Source organism: Ectobacillus sp. OTK (genome assembly GCF_059698935.1).
In genome coordinates, this window is sequence record NZ_AP048547.1 from 1,115,199 (window position 1) to 1,133,206 (window position 18,008).

The window sequence follows — 18,008 nt, forward strand, 5'->3', positions numbered from 1 at the left end:
TAGTATGTCAAACATATAAGGGTATTTTCCGTTTAGGTCCCCCTTTTTCAGGGTAATATAACTTTCAATGAATAGGATCTTCTATCCAAAGGAGAAATGGCATGAGTGCAAAAACAAAAATATCTAACGCACAGCTGCAAATTTTGATGATCCTGTATATTATTGGAAGTTCCATAGTATTACCTTTGGCTGCTGGTGCTGGACACGATTCTTGGATTTCAATCATAGGTGCTGTAGTTATAGGAGGGGGAATTGTTTGGATTTATGGATACCTATGCCAGTTACATCCAAGTAAATCCATTATTGAGATTAGCGAATTATTACTGGGGAAATGGGCCGGAAAAATCATCGGGATATTATATGCTTGGTATAGTTTACACCTTGGTGCGCTCGTTTTAAGAAACTTTTCGGAGTTTAGCGTGACGGTTGCACTGCCCAAAACTCCGTCTATAGTGATTGATTCATTACTGATTGCCATTGTTGTATGGGCAGTTCACGGAGGAATCGAAGCGCTAGGACGATTCGGACAATTTTGGTTCGGAAGTGTGATTATATCAATTTTAATCACCTTCTTTCTTCTGATTCCAGATATGAAATTTACTAACTTGCTTCCTATATTGGATAAAGGGTGGGTACCTGTAGTACAGGGGATGACTGAATTAGTCGGCTTTCCTTTCGGAGAGACTATTCTATTTAGTATGGTCATTCCTCATATAAACAATGTTGCCCAAACTAAAAAAACGCTTTTACAGGCGATTGGAGGAGGAGGAGTATTTCTTTTAATTGCCGACATTCAAAATATTTTAGTTTTAGGCGCTCGTGCATCCACTGCTACTCATCCTACCTATACGGCAGTTAAATATATTGAGATAGGTCACTTCCTTTCTGGTATTGATTCTGTAATATTCATCGTGTGGCTAATATGCTTATTTATCAAAATCAGTATTTGCTTGTACGTTAGCGCTGTATGCCTTACTCAAACATTAGGGACAAAAAATTACAAAATTCACCTGATACCCCTCGCTATTCTAATGATCGAGCTGTCCCAGTGGGTTTATGCTAATTTAGCGGAGATGGTCTACTTTGCAACTAAAGTGTGGCAATGGTATTCAATCCCATTTCAAATCCTGATTCCACTGTTACTTTTGACTGTCTCAATGTTCAAAACAAGAAAACAGATTTAACTCGCCCCTCATATGCACAAGATAATCTGAAACTAACATTATGAAACAGTTAATGAAATTCCCAATTAGATAGAATAGGCTTGATAGATATGTCACAAGATAAGAAAAGAATAGGTCTCATCACGCTTTTCAGACGGAGAAAGGAGCGGTTCATGTTGTTTCGAAAGGGTCAAAAACGATTCCATAAGCCAAAACAAATCTATATGCAACAACAAGATACCAGGCAACAAGTACCGCTTTCTGCAGACTTGGATGAAAATCTGCAGGTTCTTCGCTCTGTGTATCAGGATTGCTTTGACGTGGTTTTCCGGGAGTTTTTGATTGGCGGACAAACGAAAGCCGTTCTTATTTATGTAGAGGGTCTATCTAATACGGAGGAGATTGATAATCATGTGCTCGCCCCGCTTACGTCGGAAACAGAAGGAATGATTCGCAGTCCACGGGAAATGTTAGAGAAAAAGATACACGTTTCAAAGGTGAAAGAAGTCAAGACGTTCGCGGATTGTATAGAGAATATCTCCATTGGGAATGCCGTGCTTTTCATGCAACAAGAAATGTCCGGACTCGCCTTGGGGTTGGCTAAGTGGGAAAAGCGTTCGATTGCAGAGCCGGCGGCAGAGAACGTTGTACGGGGACCGCGGGAAGGTTTTGTAGAAACATTAGGAGTCAACACCTCCCTGCTCCGGCGAAAAATCAAAAGTCCTAATCTTAAAATGAAATCGATGACAATCGGGCGCTATACTGATACCCATGTTGTGATCGCTTATATAGAAGGACTTGCGGATCAAACCCTTATTGAGGAAGTCGAAAACAGATTGCAGCGCATCGACATAGGAAGTGTACTGGAAAGCGGGTATATTGAGGAACTGATTGAGGATAATCCCTATTCGCCTTTTCCGCAGCTCATCAATACGGAACGGCCGGATGCAGCTGCTGCTAATCTCCTAGAGGGGCGTGTGGTGATTCTAGTGGATGGCACTCCTTTTGTTTTAATTGCTCCGATTAGCTTTTTTTCCTTACTGCAGTCGGCAGAAGACTATTACCAGCGCTACCTAATCAGCTCAGCCATCCGCTTGTTGCGTTTTATCTTTATGGTGTTTTCTCTCGTTTTACCTTCTCTCTATGTAGCGGTCCTTTCCTTCCATCAGGAGATGGTGCCAACGGCCTTGTTGATTAGTGCGGCATCTTCACGGGAAACCGTTCCCTTTCCGGCGCTTGTGGAAGCATTAATGATGGAGATTACATTTGAAGCACTGCGTGAAGCTGGGGTTCGGCTTCCGAGACAGGTCGGTGCTGCGGTTAGTATTGTTGGCGCCTTGATCATCGGTCAAGCTGCCGTTCAAGCCGGTCTGGTTTCCGCTCCGATGGTCATCGTTGTTGCGATTACAGGCGTTTCGTCCTTTATGGTGCCGCATTATACGCAAGGGATTGCATTACGGATGCTGCGCTTTCCTATTATGTTTCTTGCCGGTTCGCTGGGTTTGCTTGGGGTTATGCTTGGAGTGATTGCGATCGTTGTCCATCTATGCACGCTGCGTTCTTTTGGGGTTCCATACCTTCAACCCTTCGCTCCCATGAAGGGGCGTGAGTTGAAAGATACCTTGATTCGGGCTCCGTGGTGGATGATGAACACGCGTCCCCATTTAACTGGAGAATTCAACCAATATCGACAGGCCCCCGGACAAAAACCGAATCCGAGTAAAGGAGATGAACAGTAGAGTGGAGGCATTACGGGAAGGCTGTGAAAAAGGATGAAGCTCTTTCTATCTCAAAACATCATAAAAATATTTACCGTTCTTCTCTTGTTTTCAGCTAGCTTTCTGCTTGCCGGCTGCTGGGATAGAAGAGAAACGAATGACACAGCACTGGTGTTAGGGGCTGCCATTGACAAGGAAAAGGGGAAAAATATCAGGCTTACCGCTCAAATTTTGATTCCTCGGGCTGTGAGCGGCGGGCCGCTGGGAGGGGGAGGGGGAGACACTCATGTCCTGGTAAGATCGGCGATCGGAGAAAATATGGCAGATGCTACGTCGAAGCTCCAGACAAAGTTTCCACGTAAAATCTTTTGGGGGCACTGCAAAATGTACATTATCGGAGAGAAGCTCGCGAAAGAAGGAGGTGTTCATCAGCAAATTGACTATTTACTTCGCCATCCAGAGCCTCGGGAACGCGCTTATTTGTTTGTCAGTGATGGGATGGCCGCCAATATTCTAGCATTAAAACCGCCTTTAGAGCGGTACGTGGGAGAAGCGCTCCGAAAGCTATCTGAGATGCAGATTGGTGTAGATATAACCGTGAAAGATTTCGAACAGATGTTAACAGGTGATGCAGGAGCAGCTCTCCTGCCTTTCATTAAAGTTTTACCGCCACTGCGTGGAAAAAAAGAAGAAACGATTGCTTACATAGTCGGGACTGCTATTTTTAAGAAGGATAAAATGGTTGGTCAAATTGATGTTAAATTAACAAGGGGATTGTTGTGGTTGCGAAATGAAATCCAAGCGACTGCAGTTACAGTAAAATCGAAGAAAGAGGGATCCATATCATTGGATCCTATTCAGCAAACGACGAAGCTCGTCCCTGCCATTAAGAATGGAAAATGGAGGATCTTAGCGAAGATCACAGCGGAAGGTACGATTGTGCAAAATGGAACCAGTCTTGACATTATGAGTCCACAAATTACGAAGAGGGTAGAAAAGGACTTAGAAAAAGACATCACACAACGCATTAATCTGTCTCTGAAAAAAGTAAAGGAGGAGATGAATGTAGACCCGTTCGGTTTCGCAGATGCGTTTCACCGCAAATATCCTAAAGAATGGGAGAAAGTCAAAGAGCATTGGGATACGGTCCTTCCAAAAGTAGACGTGAAAATAGATGTTAAAACACATATACGCCGACCTGGTTTATCTACCACACCGGCGGGTTTGAAAGAAGAAGAGGTAGAAAAGAAATGAAATGGATAATGATAATAGGGATAACAGTATGTGTGGTTCTTATCACTTTGTATGAATGGCCGAAAATGGATCGGAATCAGAAAAAGGAAAAATCGGCCTTTGTAATCTTAACAATGACGGGATGGCTGCTTGCCATCCTCCTTCTGTTCTTTCCGGATATGCCGGGTCCTACGCAGATGATTGAAAAGCTATTCAAACCGCTTGGGAAGATGTTTGAGAAACAGTAAGGTCGTGGAATATGAGTCAAAAAGAAGGAGACAAGAGAATGATCGAAAAAGGGAAAATTTCTGCATTACAGATGGCGCTTATGATCATACCAACGATCATCGCAACTGCTCTTCTTGTCGTTCCGGCCATTACAGGCAAGTACGCAGGACGCGATGCGTGGATCTCGCCCGCTTGGGGTGCCCTCACTGGACTTTTTACAGTGTTTATCGTGTATCAATTACATAAGCGCTACCCGAAGGAATCGATTATTCAATACAGCGGACATATTGTCGGCCGGATTCCAGGAAAAATCGTTGGATTTGTCTATCTGTTCTTCTTATTGCATGCATGCGGCCTTATAGCTAGGCAGTATGCGGATTTTGTTATTGCTTCTTTTTTGCCTAAAACCCCGATGATCGTTATCATCGGAGGCATGGTTCTGGTCTGTGCTTTTGCAGTACGGGGTGGTGTGGAAGCATTGGGAAGAGCCGCCCAGCTGTTATTCCCGCTATCTATACTTCCGCTGTTCCTGTTCATTTTGCTCCTGCCTGACTTACAACCAAAGAATATGTTTCCGATTATGGGACATGGTGTGATGCCCTCGCTCCTCGGATCAGCTGTACCGCAGGCTTGGTTCAGCGAAGTTTCTCTTATCTCTATGCTGCTTCCTTTTGTAGCAGATCGTGAGAAAGGAAGAAAATGGGGGATAATCTCAGTGGTTGCTGCTATGTCATTCCTGATTATTGGAAATATGGTGGGTATTCTCTTGTTTGGAGAATCAGTAACCACTTATACCTATCCAGTGTTTACTGCTTTTCGATACATTAGCGTCTCTACTTTTTTTGAACATCTTGAATCATTCGTAATTACTCTTTGGTTAATGGGACTATTCGTCAAACTTTCCGTGTTCTATTATACACTTGTTCTAGGAACTGCCCAATGGCTGCATCTGTCTGACTACCGGCCCATTGTACTTCCACTTGGTCTTCTTGTGCTTCTATTTGGTATATGGGCAGCTCCTAATCTGCAGGAACTGGCCCATTTTTTGGGAACAATTGACCCTTTTTATATACCATTTATTATGACGTTCATTCCGATGATGCTGCTGCTCATCGCAATCATACGGAAAAAGAATCGGAAGGAAAAACGAAATCATACGCTTATAAATCAATGAAATATATAGTATTTTATACATTAAAATACTTCATAAAGATAATAAAAGAATAATGTAATGGGGTAAAAAGAACATGATCGAAAAAGGGAAAATTTCTGCATTACAGATGGCATTTCTCATATTACCGCCAATGATATCAACCGCTATTCTTACCATTCCGACTGTTACGGGCAAGCATGCGCTTCGTGATATGTGGATTTCGCCAATTTGGGCGTCCTTTAATGGATTTTTGACAGCGTTTGTTGTATATCAGCTACATAAAATATACCCAAAGGAAACCATCATTCAATACAGCCGACACATTGTAGGACGGATTATAGGAAAAGTACTTGGCTTCATCTTCTTATTCTATTTCCTGTATGTATCCAGCTTGATCAATAGGGAATATGCAGATTTTATTATGACTTCCTTTCTCCCCAAAACCCCGATGATCGTAGTCATTGGGAGCATGGTCCTTGTTTGCGGCTTCGCTGTACGAGGCGGTGTGGAAGTGCTGGGAAGGACTGCCCAAATATTTGTTCCAATCTATATGCTTACACTGGTACTATTTGTACTGCTCCTGCCTAACTTAAAACTAGAGAATATGTTTCCGATCATGGAGCATGGTATAGGCCCTTCGATCAGAGGAGCAATTCAGCCATCGCTTTGGTTCGGTCAAGTTTTTCTTACCTCCATGCTGCTTCCTTTTTTGACAGATCGTGAAAAAGGAAGGAAATGGAGTGTGATTTCGGTGGTTTTCAGTATGTTGGTCATGATTTATATCAATATCGTTAGCCTTTTGTTGTTTGGAGAATCAGTAACCATTTATACCCATCCAGTGTTTACTGCTTTCCGATACATTAGCATCTCTACTTTTTTTGAACATCTTGAGTCACTCGTAATCGTGATTTGGGTAATGGGAGTATTCATTAAACTTTCAATTTTTTATTATGTACTTGTTCTGGGAACGGCCCAATGGTTACATCTGTCTGATTACCGCCCCCTTGTATTTCCAATCGGTTTTTTGATGGTTTTATTCGGCATATGGACATCTCCTAACATGCAGGAACTGTCCAAATTTATTGAAACCGTCATTCCCGTTTTGGAATCATCTATTTTTACGCTCATTCCGATCGTGTTGCTATTTATCTCGATTATACAGAAGAAGTGGAAAAATAAATCATACACCATAAAGGAATAAAATGTTCCATTTTTATTCCGTTGGAAATTTTATCGAACGAATTGATGCAGTTGTGATTATAACGATGATAGTAGGTGGATTTTTTTAATGGGTTCCATTCTATTTGGATGGTTCTGGTGCTCAAGACATCCCAATTAAACAATTGTCGTAAAGGAGCACATATACAGCTCCCTTTTTCTTTTAAACAAGGCTCTTTTCTAAACAATTGTTGCAGTAGGAATCAAAGAACGTGTTTCGATACAAGCAAGAGGCTATTCGGCTCTTGCAACCGACCTCTCATTTCTAATTTCCCATCTCCTCTCACAGTGCGGTATACGTGCTGCTAGGGAGATGCAAAAGCAACAATATCTGCGAAGGCAGCCTTAAACAAAGAATGGATATACAGGAATATATGATAAAAATTTCATAGTATTTTCATTTTAGTCTCATACAATAGCTTTATATATTTATTAAAACTTTTCAATTAGGTGGTGATGAAAGTGCCAACCATGTACTTGAAACGGGTTTGGACACCTCTAGAGTGGATGGGTATATCTGTTTTTAAGGATCAGGAAGACGGAAGGTACTATTACAAGAAGCAGGGCGGGAGTCTGAAGCGTCTAGGAAAGGCCGTGTAGAGTAATTTTCATATTAGTGTTTTGAAGAGTGCTGCATAGCTCTCTTTTTCGTTTGCGAGAGGGGAGGGAGAGGTGAACTATGAACAATTAGCAAAGCTTGAAGTACAACTAGAGAACCTAACGCAGCCTATGATTGAAATGAAGGCTCAACTTTCCTCGTTCACACAAAATTTTCGGACATGCTTAGAATTTGATGAAATGCTTCGTAGTCGGGATAAATACATCCAAGAAGCACATAAGGCAATGCTGCGGTAAAATGGAGATGGTGATATAATTAAAACAGATCAAATCTTCAAATATTGGCGGTCTCCAATCGTTTGAAGAAGAGTGCTCTAGCTGTCAGCTAGGGCGTTTTCTTTTTATGTAAAACAAAAAACCGCTTCCTTATTGGAGGCGGCTTTTTGTTTTTTGGCGTTTGCAACAAAACAGATCACTCAACAGCAATGCTGAGTGGTAAAAAGAGAAGCACTTTGAGTTGGGATAGTTTCATTATAGGGCTAGTTTAACTTCTCAACCAATTTATTGTGAGATTATCTTACAGTGTTTTTGCAGAAAAAATATCGCTCTTTGCAGGGCGATTGTTCTATTTTTCTACCTGTTGAGCAGTGTCCTTACCTTGTTTCATACCACGATTGTTTTTACGGTTTTTTCGTATTTCTATCATGTATTGGCGATTCTTCTGTTGTCTTATAATAATAGGTTGTATGATTAAGTTTGCAATGATACGGTTTACCATCTATTAATCCATTAACTATTGGAGTCCAACGGTAATTTGTATCCCCGGTAGTATTTTTAAGCCACCTTGCTGCATCCTGAATATGTAATTGTTCTATATCAAATGTAGCTGTAACAATATGAACTTTTCTCTGCCAGATAAGTTTATCAAAAACGAATACAGCATATTTATTCCCTATTTATCGCCTGCCATCCGTTCAGGCGGTTAAATAAGGGTATGTTTTCCTTTTGTTGATTAGCGAACTCTTTGGTGGCGATATGCATCCTTGATATATGCTGAATGATAACGCCCATGAGAAGGAGCACTCATAAGTCCTTTATAGATATGCTCAGGCACATTGTAATAATCGTAGGTAGCGTTTTTTAATTCAACACGTAAAATCATCGCTGATGTATCATAACCTACAGCGACCAATTTAGATGAATTTACACGATTCATAATCATAGGTATCCCCTCCTCTGAATTGTAATCGTTATATTTCGATAGATAAAAGGAAATTCCTTCTATTTTGTCGAATTTAAGAAGGCGGAAAGGGGCGAGGCTATATGGCAGTAGCGATGGAAAAAGCATTTTTTCATTGGATATATACGGCAAATTAAAAGCATAAATTTAAGTTATATGGAAGGGAGGTTTTCTATGAGTCTCGAATTAAAATTGTTTCTACTTTCAATCTTTTTGATCACAAGTCATAATATTGATAACATCATTCTTGATGGATTTGATCCCTTTGCCATTATTACTTTAATCCCTTACGTTCTTATCTTAGCTTTGTGGCGATGGATGAATGGTTGGATTAAAGCAGGATTGTTGTTTTTTTTCTTCCTCTTAGAAGGCAATCATATGTTAGCTGATCATATTCCAAGGATTGTAGAAGACGGGGTTGGACGTTATATCTATTCAAATATTCTTTATAATCTTGGGACTCTTTTACTTTTAATCAGTTCAATCGTCGTCACCACAATGGTGATTAAGAAGAAAAGGCAAAATCAAATCCAAGGATGATTTACTTTAAATGCTGTCACATCGAGGGTGGTATTTTGTTGATGAAACATATATTTACTTATAGTTTATTCCGCTATCGGGGGCTTTAATTGAATAGGAACAACCAAAGACTGCAACACCTTTTCATATTGATTCAGAGGGCGATTTATGTCGCTCTTTTTTAGTGCATAAATACTTTTTTAAGGGAGCTGCATAGCTCTTTTTTTCTTTTGAGAAAGGGATTGAGAAAGTAGAAGAAATCAAAGAGTTGAAACAAGAGCTCCAAAACTATAAAGTAGGAGCAAAAAGATATGCAGCGAGATATCCGCAGCCTAGAAATGAGAACTATCGGAAACGAGAAGGATATCGCAAATATGAACAAGCAGCTGGAGAAAATCAACGCCAATACAACATGGATTTTGCGTATTATCATTGGTGCTATAGTAGCTGGCTTACTTGGGCTACTTATGAAAGGGATCATATAAAAGTATTGGAAATCCCAGGACATCCCTTATCATCTGTAAGGCTTCCCTTACATATTAATAATAAGACAAGCTGATAGTGTTAGGAGGGGAGGAGATGGAGGAAAGGGAATGTGCCAAAGAAGAGATGAAACAGATTAAGGAAGAACAAAGGAAACTATCTCAGGATGTTCGCTCTTTAGAAACAAAAATACTTCTTGATGAAAGAGACATCAATGAGATTAAGGAAGATCTCCAAGGAATCAAAAGTAATACCACGTGGATTCTCCGTTTTGTCATAGGTGCCCTTATTGCGGCTATATTAGAGTTTTTATTTCGCGAAGGTATATAAGCTTATTCTATCTCTGTAGGACAAGCTTATATGATCTGTTGGTTCGTTTTTGTTGTATGAGTTACTAAATAAATAAGGAAAATTGCTATGATACTTAAAAAAAGAGAATATTGCAAAGCGCTTGAGCAACTGGAAGAATACATTAGATCTTATAATAAGTAGTATTCCTATTATGCTATCGTCTTTAGCTTTTTATTTTTTACGAAGAAAATAGAACAAACCAGGTTGTATGAAATCATTTTCTATACCTGTATTTGATTTTTATAACATTATCTTTTTTATGTTAGCTATCGAGGCTTTAAAAAAGTAGTTGGTTTCCACTTTCCCTAAATGAAAAATGAATTTTATTTTTAAAAACAAAAAAGAAAAAATCCTCCATTTTTTTATAAAAGGGTGATATAATTCTCCATATGGATATTTTTCCTGACTCTTAATGTAGAAAGGTGGAGAATTTGTATGAATTATTTTAAAGCATCACGAAATGTGTATGATTACGTCGTAAATCGAAAAACGATGGCAATTGTACCTGTGCCGACGGAGGATAATCGCATTGTATCCGGTATTTTGGAGGAAGAGGATAGCATTATTGCGCTTCTAAAACCACAAGAGGTTATTGAGAACAGCTGCAAATTTTACGGCTCGAGCTTCGAAGGCCGCAAAGAAGGAACGAGGGAATTAACAGGAATTACCCATAAACCACCCATTGCGATCAGCACCACAGAAAGCCTTTATTTTTTCTCTACATTTTCCTACACCCGCAAAGAATGTGCTTGGATTTCCCATTTTCATGTTGCTGGTATGAAAGCAATTCCTCACAACAATGTTCTTATTACATTCACAAACGCTCAAAGTTTTGAAGCAGGCATTTCAAAGACAAGCTTTGAGACATTGCTGTATCGAACTGCGCATCTTCGGTCTGAGTCGGAAGGCCGAAAAAATCGTAAGCTTGTGCAAGTGTCTCGTACGGTGAGTAAACAGGATATACCTCAGCTTGCTTCTGAGCCGCTTTACCCTTATAAGGCAAAATGGGAAAATTAATTTCCTCGGGGCTGCCCTGCAGGTCGGTATAAACTGACGTGCGGGCAGCTCTTTTGCATATAAAAAAATCGTCTTGTCTGCGTGCGATAAACGAACAAAGCCACTCCGTCAAGCCAGAGAGCGAAGAACGGGGTTATTAGCAATGAATTGTGAAGTATGCAGCAAGCAGGAATCTGCTCTATCATTGTCTAAATGATTTCTTTATGGATGAAGTTGCTTGCCCAACTTGCAAAATTTATTTAAGGGAGCTGACGGGAGATGAAGACGAAAAAAGATATCGCGGCTGTGCTTTCTAAATTCGCTCAGTTTGCTTCATTTGATGAAGTACTGCGAAAGCATTATATTGTGTTTGAAGATCGGAAAAGGCAAGGACTATGGACGCTGATGCTGAAGGAAGGGCAATGGAGTGTACATGGTAAAGGAGCTCAGTACTGTGACGAGGAAGAAACTTTCTTAAGTGAAAAAGAGGTTGTAGATTTTATTTGGAGCAATCGAGCAGCATTTCGGCAGAGTATGCTGGCAGTCCAAAAGTGAATTTGAGAAGATAAAAAGAGCGCCAGGAGAATGGCGCTCTTTCTTTGTGCCATCGTTGATCGTGACAAATGGGCATAACGTGGTTTTTCACGGGAAATATTATATGCTTTGGTGTGATTTACGTCCATTAAAAGAGCTATGATCAGTATGCTACTACACAAAATCACCTGTTATATCACAATGTCTTTTTTCTTCCAGATTAGGGAATACTTTTAATATTGCTTATATATAAAATGCAGGCTGGATTTATTCTCTCTAATTGAAGGAGTTTTGTTTCAGGAGGAACACAGGTGAAGTATACAGGAAGAATCATATCAATGGTTTTTGTCATAATTTTTACCTTATTTTTTATTGCTTTTCATGCACGTGAAGGCCATTCTAAATTTGCATTACTTTTAGCGGATAGTATAGGTGCGCTGATAGGATTGTCTTTTTTATGGTTTGCAGGTACACAATATGATCGCGCGAAGTTTTTCAGTGAAGAGCTCAAGAAAAAGAAGGAGGATCTGCGGCATATCTTTAACAATGTAGATGCTGCGCTTTGGTCTATTGACTTAAAAACAAAAACTGTAACACTGTCAGAAAGTTTTCAAAATATATATGGTCATTTTGGGGATGATTTAGATAAGATTCTAAGTATTTGGCAAGAAAATATTCACCCAGATGATAGAGAAATAATCAATAAAGTAATTAACCAAATCAAGGGTGGATTGCATGCAACGAAAAGGTACAAATATCGTATTATTCAACCTGATGACCAAATTAGGTGGCTCCAAAATAGCGTAACTCCTATAGCAGATCCCTCTGGAAGGATTGTAAAGGTTAACGGGATAGTCATTGATATTACAGAGCAACAAAGATCTGAAGAAGCAATAAAGTATATGGCTTATCATGACGAATTAACAGGACTGCCAAATAGAAATTTTTTGTGGGATTCTTTTCAAGGGTTGATATGTAATGCTCAAAAAAATAATCTAATCATAGCCATCTTATTTATCGATTTAGATCGGTTTAAGGTGGTTAATGATACATGGGGACATAGTGCAGGTGATCTTTTACTGAAACAAGTAGCAGTGAGACTTGTGAATTGTGTTCGTAAGACAGATATAGTCGCACGTCAAGGGGGAGACGAATTCATTATTTTATTAGATCATGGTATATCCAAAGAGGAGACGAAACTGATAGCAGATAGAATACTTAGAATCTTATCCTATCCCTTTAATTTGTCTGGCAATGAAGTGTATATTACCCCAAGCATCGGAGTCAGTTTGTATCCTCAAGATGGGCTTAATGTGGAATGCTTAATTAAAAATGCTGATATGGCTATGTACGATGCTAAAAGCAAAGGGAAAAACAATTATCAATTTTATTCGCCCCAGATGGATGAAAACAATATTAGGAAAGGACAGCTAGAAACAAAGTTAAGAAAAGCCCTGCAGAACCAAGAGCTTCAAGTGTTTTACCAACCTAAAATTGGGATACATACGAGTGATATTATGGGATTCGAAGCTTTAATCCGTTGGAATGACCCAGAGCTGGGAATCATTTCACCAGCTGAATTTATCCCCATAGCAGAAGAAACAGATTTAATTATTCCTATCGGGAATTGGATCCTGCAGGAAGCCTGTAAACAGAATAAGGCTTGGCAAGATGCTGGGTACCCATCTGTTGGGATATGTGTAAATATATCAGCCCGTCAACTAAGAGATAAGCATTTCATCAGTACTGTTAGTTCAGTATTAAAAGGAACAAATCTGGAGCCAAAATACTTAGAACTTGAAATAACAGAGACCTTAGCCCTATTTAATATTGAAGAATCTATAGAAATATTAAATACATTAAAATTGCTTGGGGTTTGTTTGGCTTTAGATGACTTCGGAACAGGATTTTCCTCACTTAGCCATCTGGTTAAATTGCCTGTGGATCTTGTGAAAATAGATAAATCGTTTGTCCAGGATTTCAATAAATATGAGCACAGTAAGGATGTTGTGAAAGCTATTATTCAGGTAGCGCATACCTTAGACAAGCTTGTTATTGCAGAGGGAGTGGAAACAAAGGAGCAGCTGGAATTCCTTCGCCTGCAACAGTGTGATGGGGCGCAAGGCTATTACTTTAGTCGACCGTTACCAGCAAATCAAGCTGAAGAATTTTTAGAAAAACATATTACAAGAACTATGGAATAATGAAACCAAAAGATACAAAATTCTTCAACCGATGCTTACAGAAGCATTGGTTTTTTAGTGTATCTAGGTATTCTTTATAAATTTAGTAACAGTAAAAGTAAAATAATTGTAAAATCGCTTCTTTTACAATTATTTTACTTTGTTCTTGGTATGAAGGTTACAACAGGAGCTTAGATCTTACTTTCTTAGACAGTATAGATACTGTTTATATTCTCTATGTATTCTTTTTAATATTTGAGCATCTAAAAGACCAATAAGGTCTCTGTTAGTTTATAGCTTCCTAATACGTCAGTAGCTGTGGCATTACTTCTGGGATCATTTGCTTAAAGTCATAACTTCCGTTTGCTGCTTAAGTTGATAGAAAATAAATAAATTCTAGGAGGCATGAAGATGACTATTTAATTTAGTGCCGAGTATAATATCACGAAGAAAGAGTCTCAGATTAACTAGATATGGCGAGTGTTTTAACAGACTTCCGAAAGAATTCCCCTTCTTCAATCCCGTGAAGGGCGAAGCCCAAGGGTAAGGAGGCCAAGGGTAAGGAGGGGTCATTCACGAGAAAACCAACATAATAAAGGAAAACTCGTTTTTGTTTTCCTACATAAAGTCCCTAATATAAAGAATATCGAGCTATTATAATGAGGCTAAGAACATTTAGATAGAGACAGAAGGATTGTAGTGTTTATTGAAAGCGTTTTCTGTTTTAAAACTTTAATTAGGGAGGCTATAAACTATGAAAACCGTTAATCCAATGAATACTATTAATGAGAGTCGTATTCATTCCTTTCATGTTCTCCTCGTTATGTGGCTCTTTTTTATCATCCTTTTTGATGGGTATGATGTGGTCATTTATGGATCTGCGGTTCCGTCACTTATTCGAGAGTGGGGAATTTCTGATGTGATGGCCGGGGCAATCGGTAGCTACACAGTAATCGGTACAGCGATTGGAGCAGTTTCATTTGGAATACTAGCGGATAAAATTGGCCGGAAGAAAGTCATTATTCTTTCAACTGTTCTGTTCAGTCTCTTTACGTTTTTAGCTGGTTTTGCGAATGGTCCAACAATGTTTATTGCCCTCCGCTTCATTGCTGGACTTGGTCTTGGTGGAGTTATGCCGAACGTAACTGCATTAACAACCGAGTATGCTCCAAAAAGAGTACGTTCTGCGCTTATATCTTTTGTGTTTACAGGCTATTCAATCGGAGCAATTACAGCAGCATTAACAAGCCGATCACTGTTGCCAACAGCTGGTTGGGAGCCGATATTTTGGATAGCGGCCATTCCACTATTCACAATTCCATTTATCATGAAAAGTGTTCCAGAATCATTGGGATTTCTTCTTAAAAAAGGAGAGATTGAAGAAGCAAAAAAAGTACTGAAGAAAATCGATCCTTCTTTAACATCAATAGATAATTTCGAACTGCAAAAATCAGATGTAACAGAAGTTGTTGGGTCTCCGGTAGTTCAACTATTTGGGAACAAGCGGGCGTTTAGTACGCTCATGTTCTGGATTGCCTGCTTCAGTGCCTTTGTATTAATTTATTCGATGAATACATGGCTGCCTCGATTGCTGATGAAGGCAGGATATGATTTAAGCTCAAGTTTGATGTTTACGGCTGTTATGCAGCTAGGTGCAATTATCGGAACCATAGTTTTTGGTCGCCTTGTAGATAGAATTGGATTTAAAAAAGTGATTGTCCCCTTGTTTCTTGCTGGTGCCCTTGCTTTATCGTTAATTGGATTTGCGAAAAATACCATAGTTGTCTTTGCTCTTATTTTCATCATCGGAGCAGCTTCAGTTGGCGTTCAAAATCTGTCTCAAGCATTTGTGTCGCAATATTATCCGACACAAATGCGTTCAACAGCATTGGGGAGTACAATGGCTTTCGGCCGTATCGGAGGGATTATCGCACCAACATTTGTAGGAATCTTATTGACTATGAATTTACAGCCGCAGTTTAACTTTAGTGTAATCGGAACAGCAGCTTTGCTTGGAGGGCTTGCTATGTTCTTTGTTCAAGAAAAATATGCGAGCTATAATCAGCAGGAAGAAACGAAGCTAGAAAATGCTGAGTCTCGTACTATTGCAGCTGAATAATAAACAAAAACCCGAAAAGAGTTTCTTTTCGGGTTTCACCTTTGATCCAAGTATAATAGAACAAGAAGGGGTGTGAGAGCTGATGGCTGATGGTCAAAGAGAAAAATTAATGAAAAAAGTGGAAAATCACTTGAGAATTACGTCAAGACAGTTAATTAAAATAGACACAGAAGAGGAAGCGCTTCAATATTTAACCGACTCATTCCGTTCCAGGCTCTATTGTGATTTTGTTGGCGTTATTTTGCATGAAGATGGACAACTCATTCCAAAGGCATGGAGTGGAGATGTTGCTGTAGTAGATACATTATTTCCACTGCTATTAAAAGAATGTTCACCAAAAATTCTGCATCAGAGTTTGACATATGAAAAAGCAGATAGCCCAAATGTATGTCGCCTTTCCTACGTTCTACAGAAAGTGAGCGTTAAAACGTGGTTTACTGTGCCAATTAAAGATGAAACTCATTATTTTGGCTTTTGTATCATTGGCTTTTTAAGCTATGTTCCACTGTTTGATATGGAAACAAGCTTTGAAGAGTTTGGAAAAGATATTGCCGTATCAATAGCAATGGTCCGCCAAAAGGAAACACAATTAAAAAAAATCGAAGGAATTGAATGGATCAGTAAAAATCTCTCTCTTGATTCATCACTTGAAGAGAATATTATGGAGTTAACTTTACGAGCGGCTAAAGGAACGAATGCCGATTTTGCTTGTATTTATCTTTATAATGAAAAGGAAAATAATTTTGTCCTTCAGCTGCCTTCATACGGGGAGATGGAACAACCGCATACAATAATGATTGAAGAGAACTATGTATTGAGAGAATACTTTCCTTTTTTGGAGATATCAGGAGGAAAGCAATTAACGATCCCAATTGTCATTGATTTAAAACCGATTGGTGTTTTGCATGTAGAAAATAAAAAAGATAGACAATTTACAGAAGACGACTTACGAATGCTCGGTCTGCTTAGCGAGCATATTGCAACAATGCTTGAAAATGCGAGACTATATAATAATGAAAAAGAGCATAAGCAACGTCTTCACTTTTTGCTAGATTACCAGCAGGCATTAGTAAAAGAGACGGTTCGGCATAATGATTTTGATAGTATCACAGCTATGCTTAGTGATTTATTCAAAGATTCAGTTATCTTATTTGACCGGTTCATACGGCCGATTTCTTATAAAATACATCAGGAAGAAATAATAGAAAAGCTTGAGGAAGCAGCAGCTGTGCTTTCTAAGTATAGACAGAAAATAAACGTCTTCACTGTATTGGAGGAGGATGGAAAATGTTTTTATGTATGGCCGGTTAGCGGAGGAGACCATCTGCTTGGCTATCTTGCCATCCATGCATCAGGTCGTGAAATGGATGAATTTGACCAGCTAACGATTGAGTTGGCACGTAATATTTGCTCCATTCAATTTATTAAGCAAAAGCTTGTTCTTGATGCAAAGGAGCAAATGAAAGACAGCTTTATTAGTAAACTGCTTGTTGAAAGGGTAGAAAATGAAGAAAGTGTTCTCCAATATGCGAATTTATTTCAATGGAATCCGTTTCGCCATCACCGGCTCGTCGTGCTATCAATGATACTGTCGGAAAGGGAGCTGCATGGCTGTAACCTTCTTGAGCAGCAGGCAAAAAAAGCAGTTCTTTGGGATTACATAAAATCAAGGATTACGGAAAAGGATAAATCGATTTTATCTGCTTCGTTTCAGGATACATATGTCTTAATCGTGCCGATAGATTACGAACGAGATAAGACAAAGGAATTTTGGGAGAATTTTTATAGCTTTATTAAGAAGTGTACCGAAAAAGTTTCTGTAAAGTGCCAGGTTAAACTTGGGATTGGAGGGAAAACAGAATCGATTCAGGATTATTACATGAGTTATCAACAGTCTGTGCAGGCGCTCCATGTGCTACAAAACCGCTTCAAAAATAAGGGATTTGCATTGTTTGAAGAACTTGGTTCCTATACAATTTTACACCACCTTGGTCATTCTCAATCAATTGATTTATTTATCAACCATCAACTTGGTCCGCTGCTTAAATATTCAGAAGGAAAAAATATTGATCTACTAAATACACTTCACGTCTTTCTCCAGAATAATGGGAATGTGAAAAATACAGCGGAAGAGCTATACATTCATAGAAGCTCTCTATTATACCGACTTGAAAGAGCAGAACAGCTTTTGGAGGCTGATTTAAATAATGCTGAGGTGCGATTTAATTTAATGATGGCCTTGAAATTATTTGATATGTATGGGAGCTCAATTAATCGATAACTTTGTCGTCATTTTGATGAAAAATCAAATC

15 protein-coding genes and 1 pseudogene are annotated in these 18,008 nt (G+C 39.1%); 15 read left to right on the forward strand and 1 reads right to left on the reverse strand.

The genetic code is table 11. From position 1 onward, the window contains the following. The first annotated feature begins 101 nt into the window (after positions 1–101). From AC6HZ4_RS05550 to AC6HZ4_RS05580, 7 genes are all read left to right on the forward strand, one after another. The gene (locus AC6HZ4_RS05550; RefSeq protein ID WP_497493986.1) at positions 102–1,184 is read left to right on the forward strand and encodes a GerAB/ArcD/ProY family transporter; all 1,083 of its coding nucleotides are present in this window, start codon (positions 102–104) and stop codon (positions 1,182–1,184) included. 152 nt (positions 1,185–1,336) lie between these two features. Continuing rightward, entirely contained in the window at positions 1,337–2,902 is a 1,566-nt protein-coding gene (locus tag AC6HZ4_RS05555; protein ID WP_497493987.1) for a spore germination protein, read from the forward strand. A gap of 33 nt (positions 2,903–2,935) precedes the next feature. Continuing rightward, on the forward strand, positions 2,936–4,135 hold the full coding sequence (locus AC6HZ4_RS05560; RefSeq protein ID WP_497493988.1) for a Ger(x)C family spore germination protein: 1,200 nt from the start codon (positions 2,936–2,938) through the stop codon (positions 4,133–4,135). Then, positions 4,132–4,362 carry a hypothetical protein gene (locus tag AC6HZ4_RS05565; protein ID WP_497493989.1) on the forward strand — a complete coding sequence of 77 codons (231 nt, stop codon included), beginning with the start codon at positions 4,132–4,134 and terminating at the stop codon, positions 4,360–4,362. The genes AC6HZ4_RS05560 and AC6HZ4_RS05565 overlap by 4 nt, the downstream gene beginning before the upstream one ends. Before the next feature lie 38 nt (positions 4,363–4,400). After that, entirely contained in the window at positions 4,401–5,516 is a 1,116-nt protein-coding gene (locus tag AC6HZ4_RS05570) for a GerAB/ArcD/ProY family transporter (protein WP_497493990.1), read from the forward strand. A gap of 73 nt (positions 5,517–5,589) precedes the next feature. Then, entirely contained in the window at positions 5,590–6,696 is a 1,107-nt protein-coding gene (locus tag AC6HZ4_RS05575; RefSeq protein ID WP_497493991.1) for a GerAB/ArcD/ProY family transporter, read from the forward strand. A gap of 689 nt (positions 6,697–7,385) precedes the next feature. After that, positions 7,386–7,568: a hypothetical protein gene (locus tag AC6HZ4_RS05580; RefSeq protein ID WP_497493992.1), complete on the forward strand. Its 183-nt coding sequence runs from the start codon at positions 7,386–7,388 to the stop codon at positions 7,566–7,568. A gap of 715 nt (positions 7,569–8,283) precedes the next feature. Here AC6HZ4_RS05580 and AC6HZ4_RS05585 read toward each other — a convergent pair. Then, on the reverse strand, positions 8,284–8,493 hold the full coding sequence (locus AC6HZ4_RS05585; RefSeq protein WP_497493993.1) for a KTSC domain-containing protein: 210 nt from the start codon (positions 8,491–8,493) through the stop codon (positions 8,284–8,286). 192 nt (positions 8,494–8,685) lie between these two features. On the opposite strand from AC6HZ4_RS05585, the gene AC6HZ4_RS05590 reads away from it, so the two are divergent. The 8 genes and pseudogenes from AC6HZ4_RS05590 (at position 8,686) to AC6HZ4_RS05625 (ending at position 17,977) form a co-directional block, all read left to right on the forward strand. Further along, on the forward strand, positions 8,686–9,051 hold the full coding sequence (locus AC6HZ4_RS05590; protein WP_497493994.1) for a hypothetical protein: 366 nt from the start codon (positions 8,686–8,688) through the stop codon (positions 9,049–9,051). A 220-nt stretch (positions 9,052–9,271) separates the two neighbouring features. Continuing rightward, positions 9,272–9,515, forward strand: a pseudogene (locus AC6HZ4_RS05595) (hemolysin XhlA family protein). Positions 9,516–9,609: 94 nt separating this feature from the next. Then, positions 9,610–9,843: a hemolysin XhlA family protein gene (locus AC6HZ4_RS05600; protein WP_497493995.1), complete on the forward strand. Its 234-nt coding sequence runs from the start codon at positions 9,610–9,612 to the stop codon at positions 9,841–9,843. 456 nt (positions 9,844–10,299) lie between these two features. Then, positions 10,300–10,881 (forward strand): competence protein ComK, encoded by a 582-nt coding sequence (locus AC6HZ4_RS05605; protein ID WP_497493996.1) that lies wholly within the window; start codon positions 10,300–10,302, stop codon positions 10,879–10,881. A 258-nt stretch (positions 10,882–11,139) separates the two neighbouring features. Next, on the forward strand, positions 11,140–11,415 hold the full coding sequence (locus tag AC6HZ4_RS05610) for a hypothetical protein (protein ID WP_497493997.1): 276 nt from the start codon (positions 11,140–11,142) through the stop codon (positions 11,413–11,415). 290 nt (positions 11,416–11,705) lie between these two features. Next, entirely contained in the window at positions 11,706–13,598 is a 1,893-nt protein-coding gene (locus tag AC6HZ4_RS05615) for a putative bifunctional diguanylate cyclase/phosphodiesterase (protein ID WP_497493998.1), read from the forward strand. Positions 13,599–14,331: 733 nt separating this feature from the next. Further along, complete coding sequence (locus AC6HZ4_RS05620) at positions 14,332–15,696, forward strand: MFS transporter (RefSeq protein WP_497493999.1); 1,365 nt, start codon at positions 14,332–14,334, stop codon at positions 15,694–15,696. An 82-nt stretch (positions 15,697–15,778) separates the two neighbouring features. Further along, on the forward strand, positions 15,779–17,977 hold the full coding sequence (locus AC6HZ4_RS05625) for a helix-turn-helix domain-containing protein (protein ID WP_497494000.1): 2,199 nt from the start codon (positions 15,779–15,781) through the stop codon (positions 17,975–17,977). Positions 17,978–18,008 lie beyond the last annotated feature (31 nt).

What these genes read in the sequence shown, in the direction of transcription:
- AC6HZ4_RS05570 (WP_497493990.1), top strand. Translation starts at nt 4,401, where the DNA reads ATGATCGAAAAAGGGAAAATTTCTGCATTACAGATGGCGCTTATGATC.
- AC6HZ4_RS05575 (WP_497493991.1), top strand. Translation starts at nt 5,590, where the DNA reads ATGATCGAAAAAGGGAAAATTTCTGCATTACAGATGGCATTTCTCATA.
- AC6HZ4_RS05605 (WP_497493996.1), top strand. Translation starts at nt 10,300, where the DNA reads ATGAATTATTTTAAAGCATCACGAAATGTGTATGATTACGTCGTAAAT.
- AC6HZ4_RS05620 (WP_497493999.1), top strand. Translation starts at nt 14,332, where the DNA reads ATGAAAACCGTTAATCCAATGAATACTATTAATGAGAGTCGTATTCAT.
- AC6HZ4_RS05610 (WP_497493997.1), top strand. Translation starts at nt 11,140, where the DNA reads ATGAAGACGAAAAAAGATATCGCGGCTGTGCTTTCTAAATTCGCTCAG.
- AC6HZ4_RS05555 (WP_497493987.1), top strand. Translation starts at nt 1,337, where the DNA reads ATGTTGTTTCGAAAGGGTCAAAAACGATTCCATAAGCCAAAACAAATC.
- AC6HZ4_RS05585 (WP_497493993.1), bottom strand. Translation starts at nt 8,493, where the DNA reads ATGATTATGAATCGTGTAAATTCATCTAAATTGGTCGCTGTAGGTTAT.
- AC6HZ4_RS05550 (WP_497493986.1), top strand. Translation starts at nt 102, where the DNA reads ATGAGTGCAAAAACAAAAATATCTAACGCACAGCTGCAAATTTTGATG.
- AC6HZ4_RS05590 (WP_497493994.1), top strand. Translation starts at nt 8,686, where the DNA reads ATGAGTCTCGAATTAAAATTGTTTCTACTTTCAATCTTTTTGATCACA.
- AC6HZ4_RS05600 (WP_497493995.1), top strand. Translation starts at nt 9,610, where the DNA reads ATGGAGGAAAGGGAATGTGCCAAAGAAGAGATGAAACAGATTAAGGAA.
- AC6HZ4_RS05560 (WP_497493988.1), top strand. Translation starts at nt 2,936, where the DNA reads ATGAAGCTCTTTCTATCTCAAAACATCATAAAAATATTTACCGTTCTT.
- AC6HZ4_RS05625 (WP_497494000.1), top strand. Translation starts at nt 15,779, where the DNA reads ATGGCTGATGGTCAAAGAGAAAAATTAATGAAAAAAGTGGAAAATCAC.
- AC6HZ4_RS05565 (WP_497493989.1), top strand. Translation starts at nt 4,132, where the DNA reads ATGAAATGGATAATGATAATAGGGATAACAGTATGTGTGGTTCTTATC.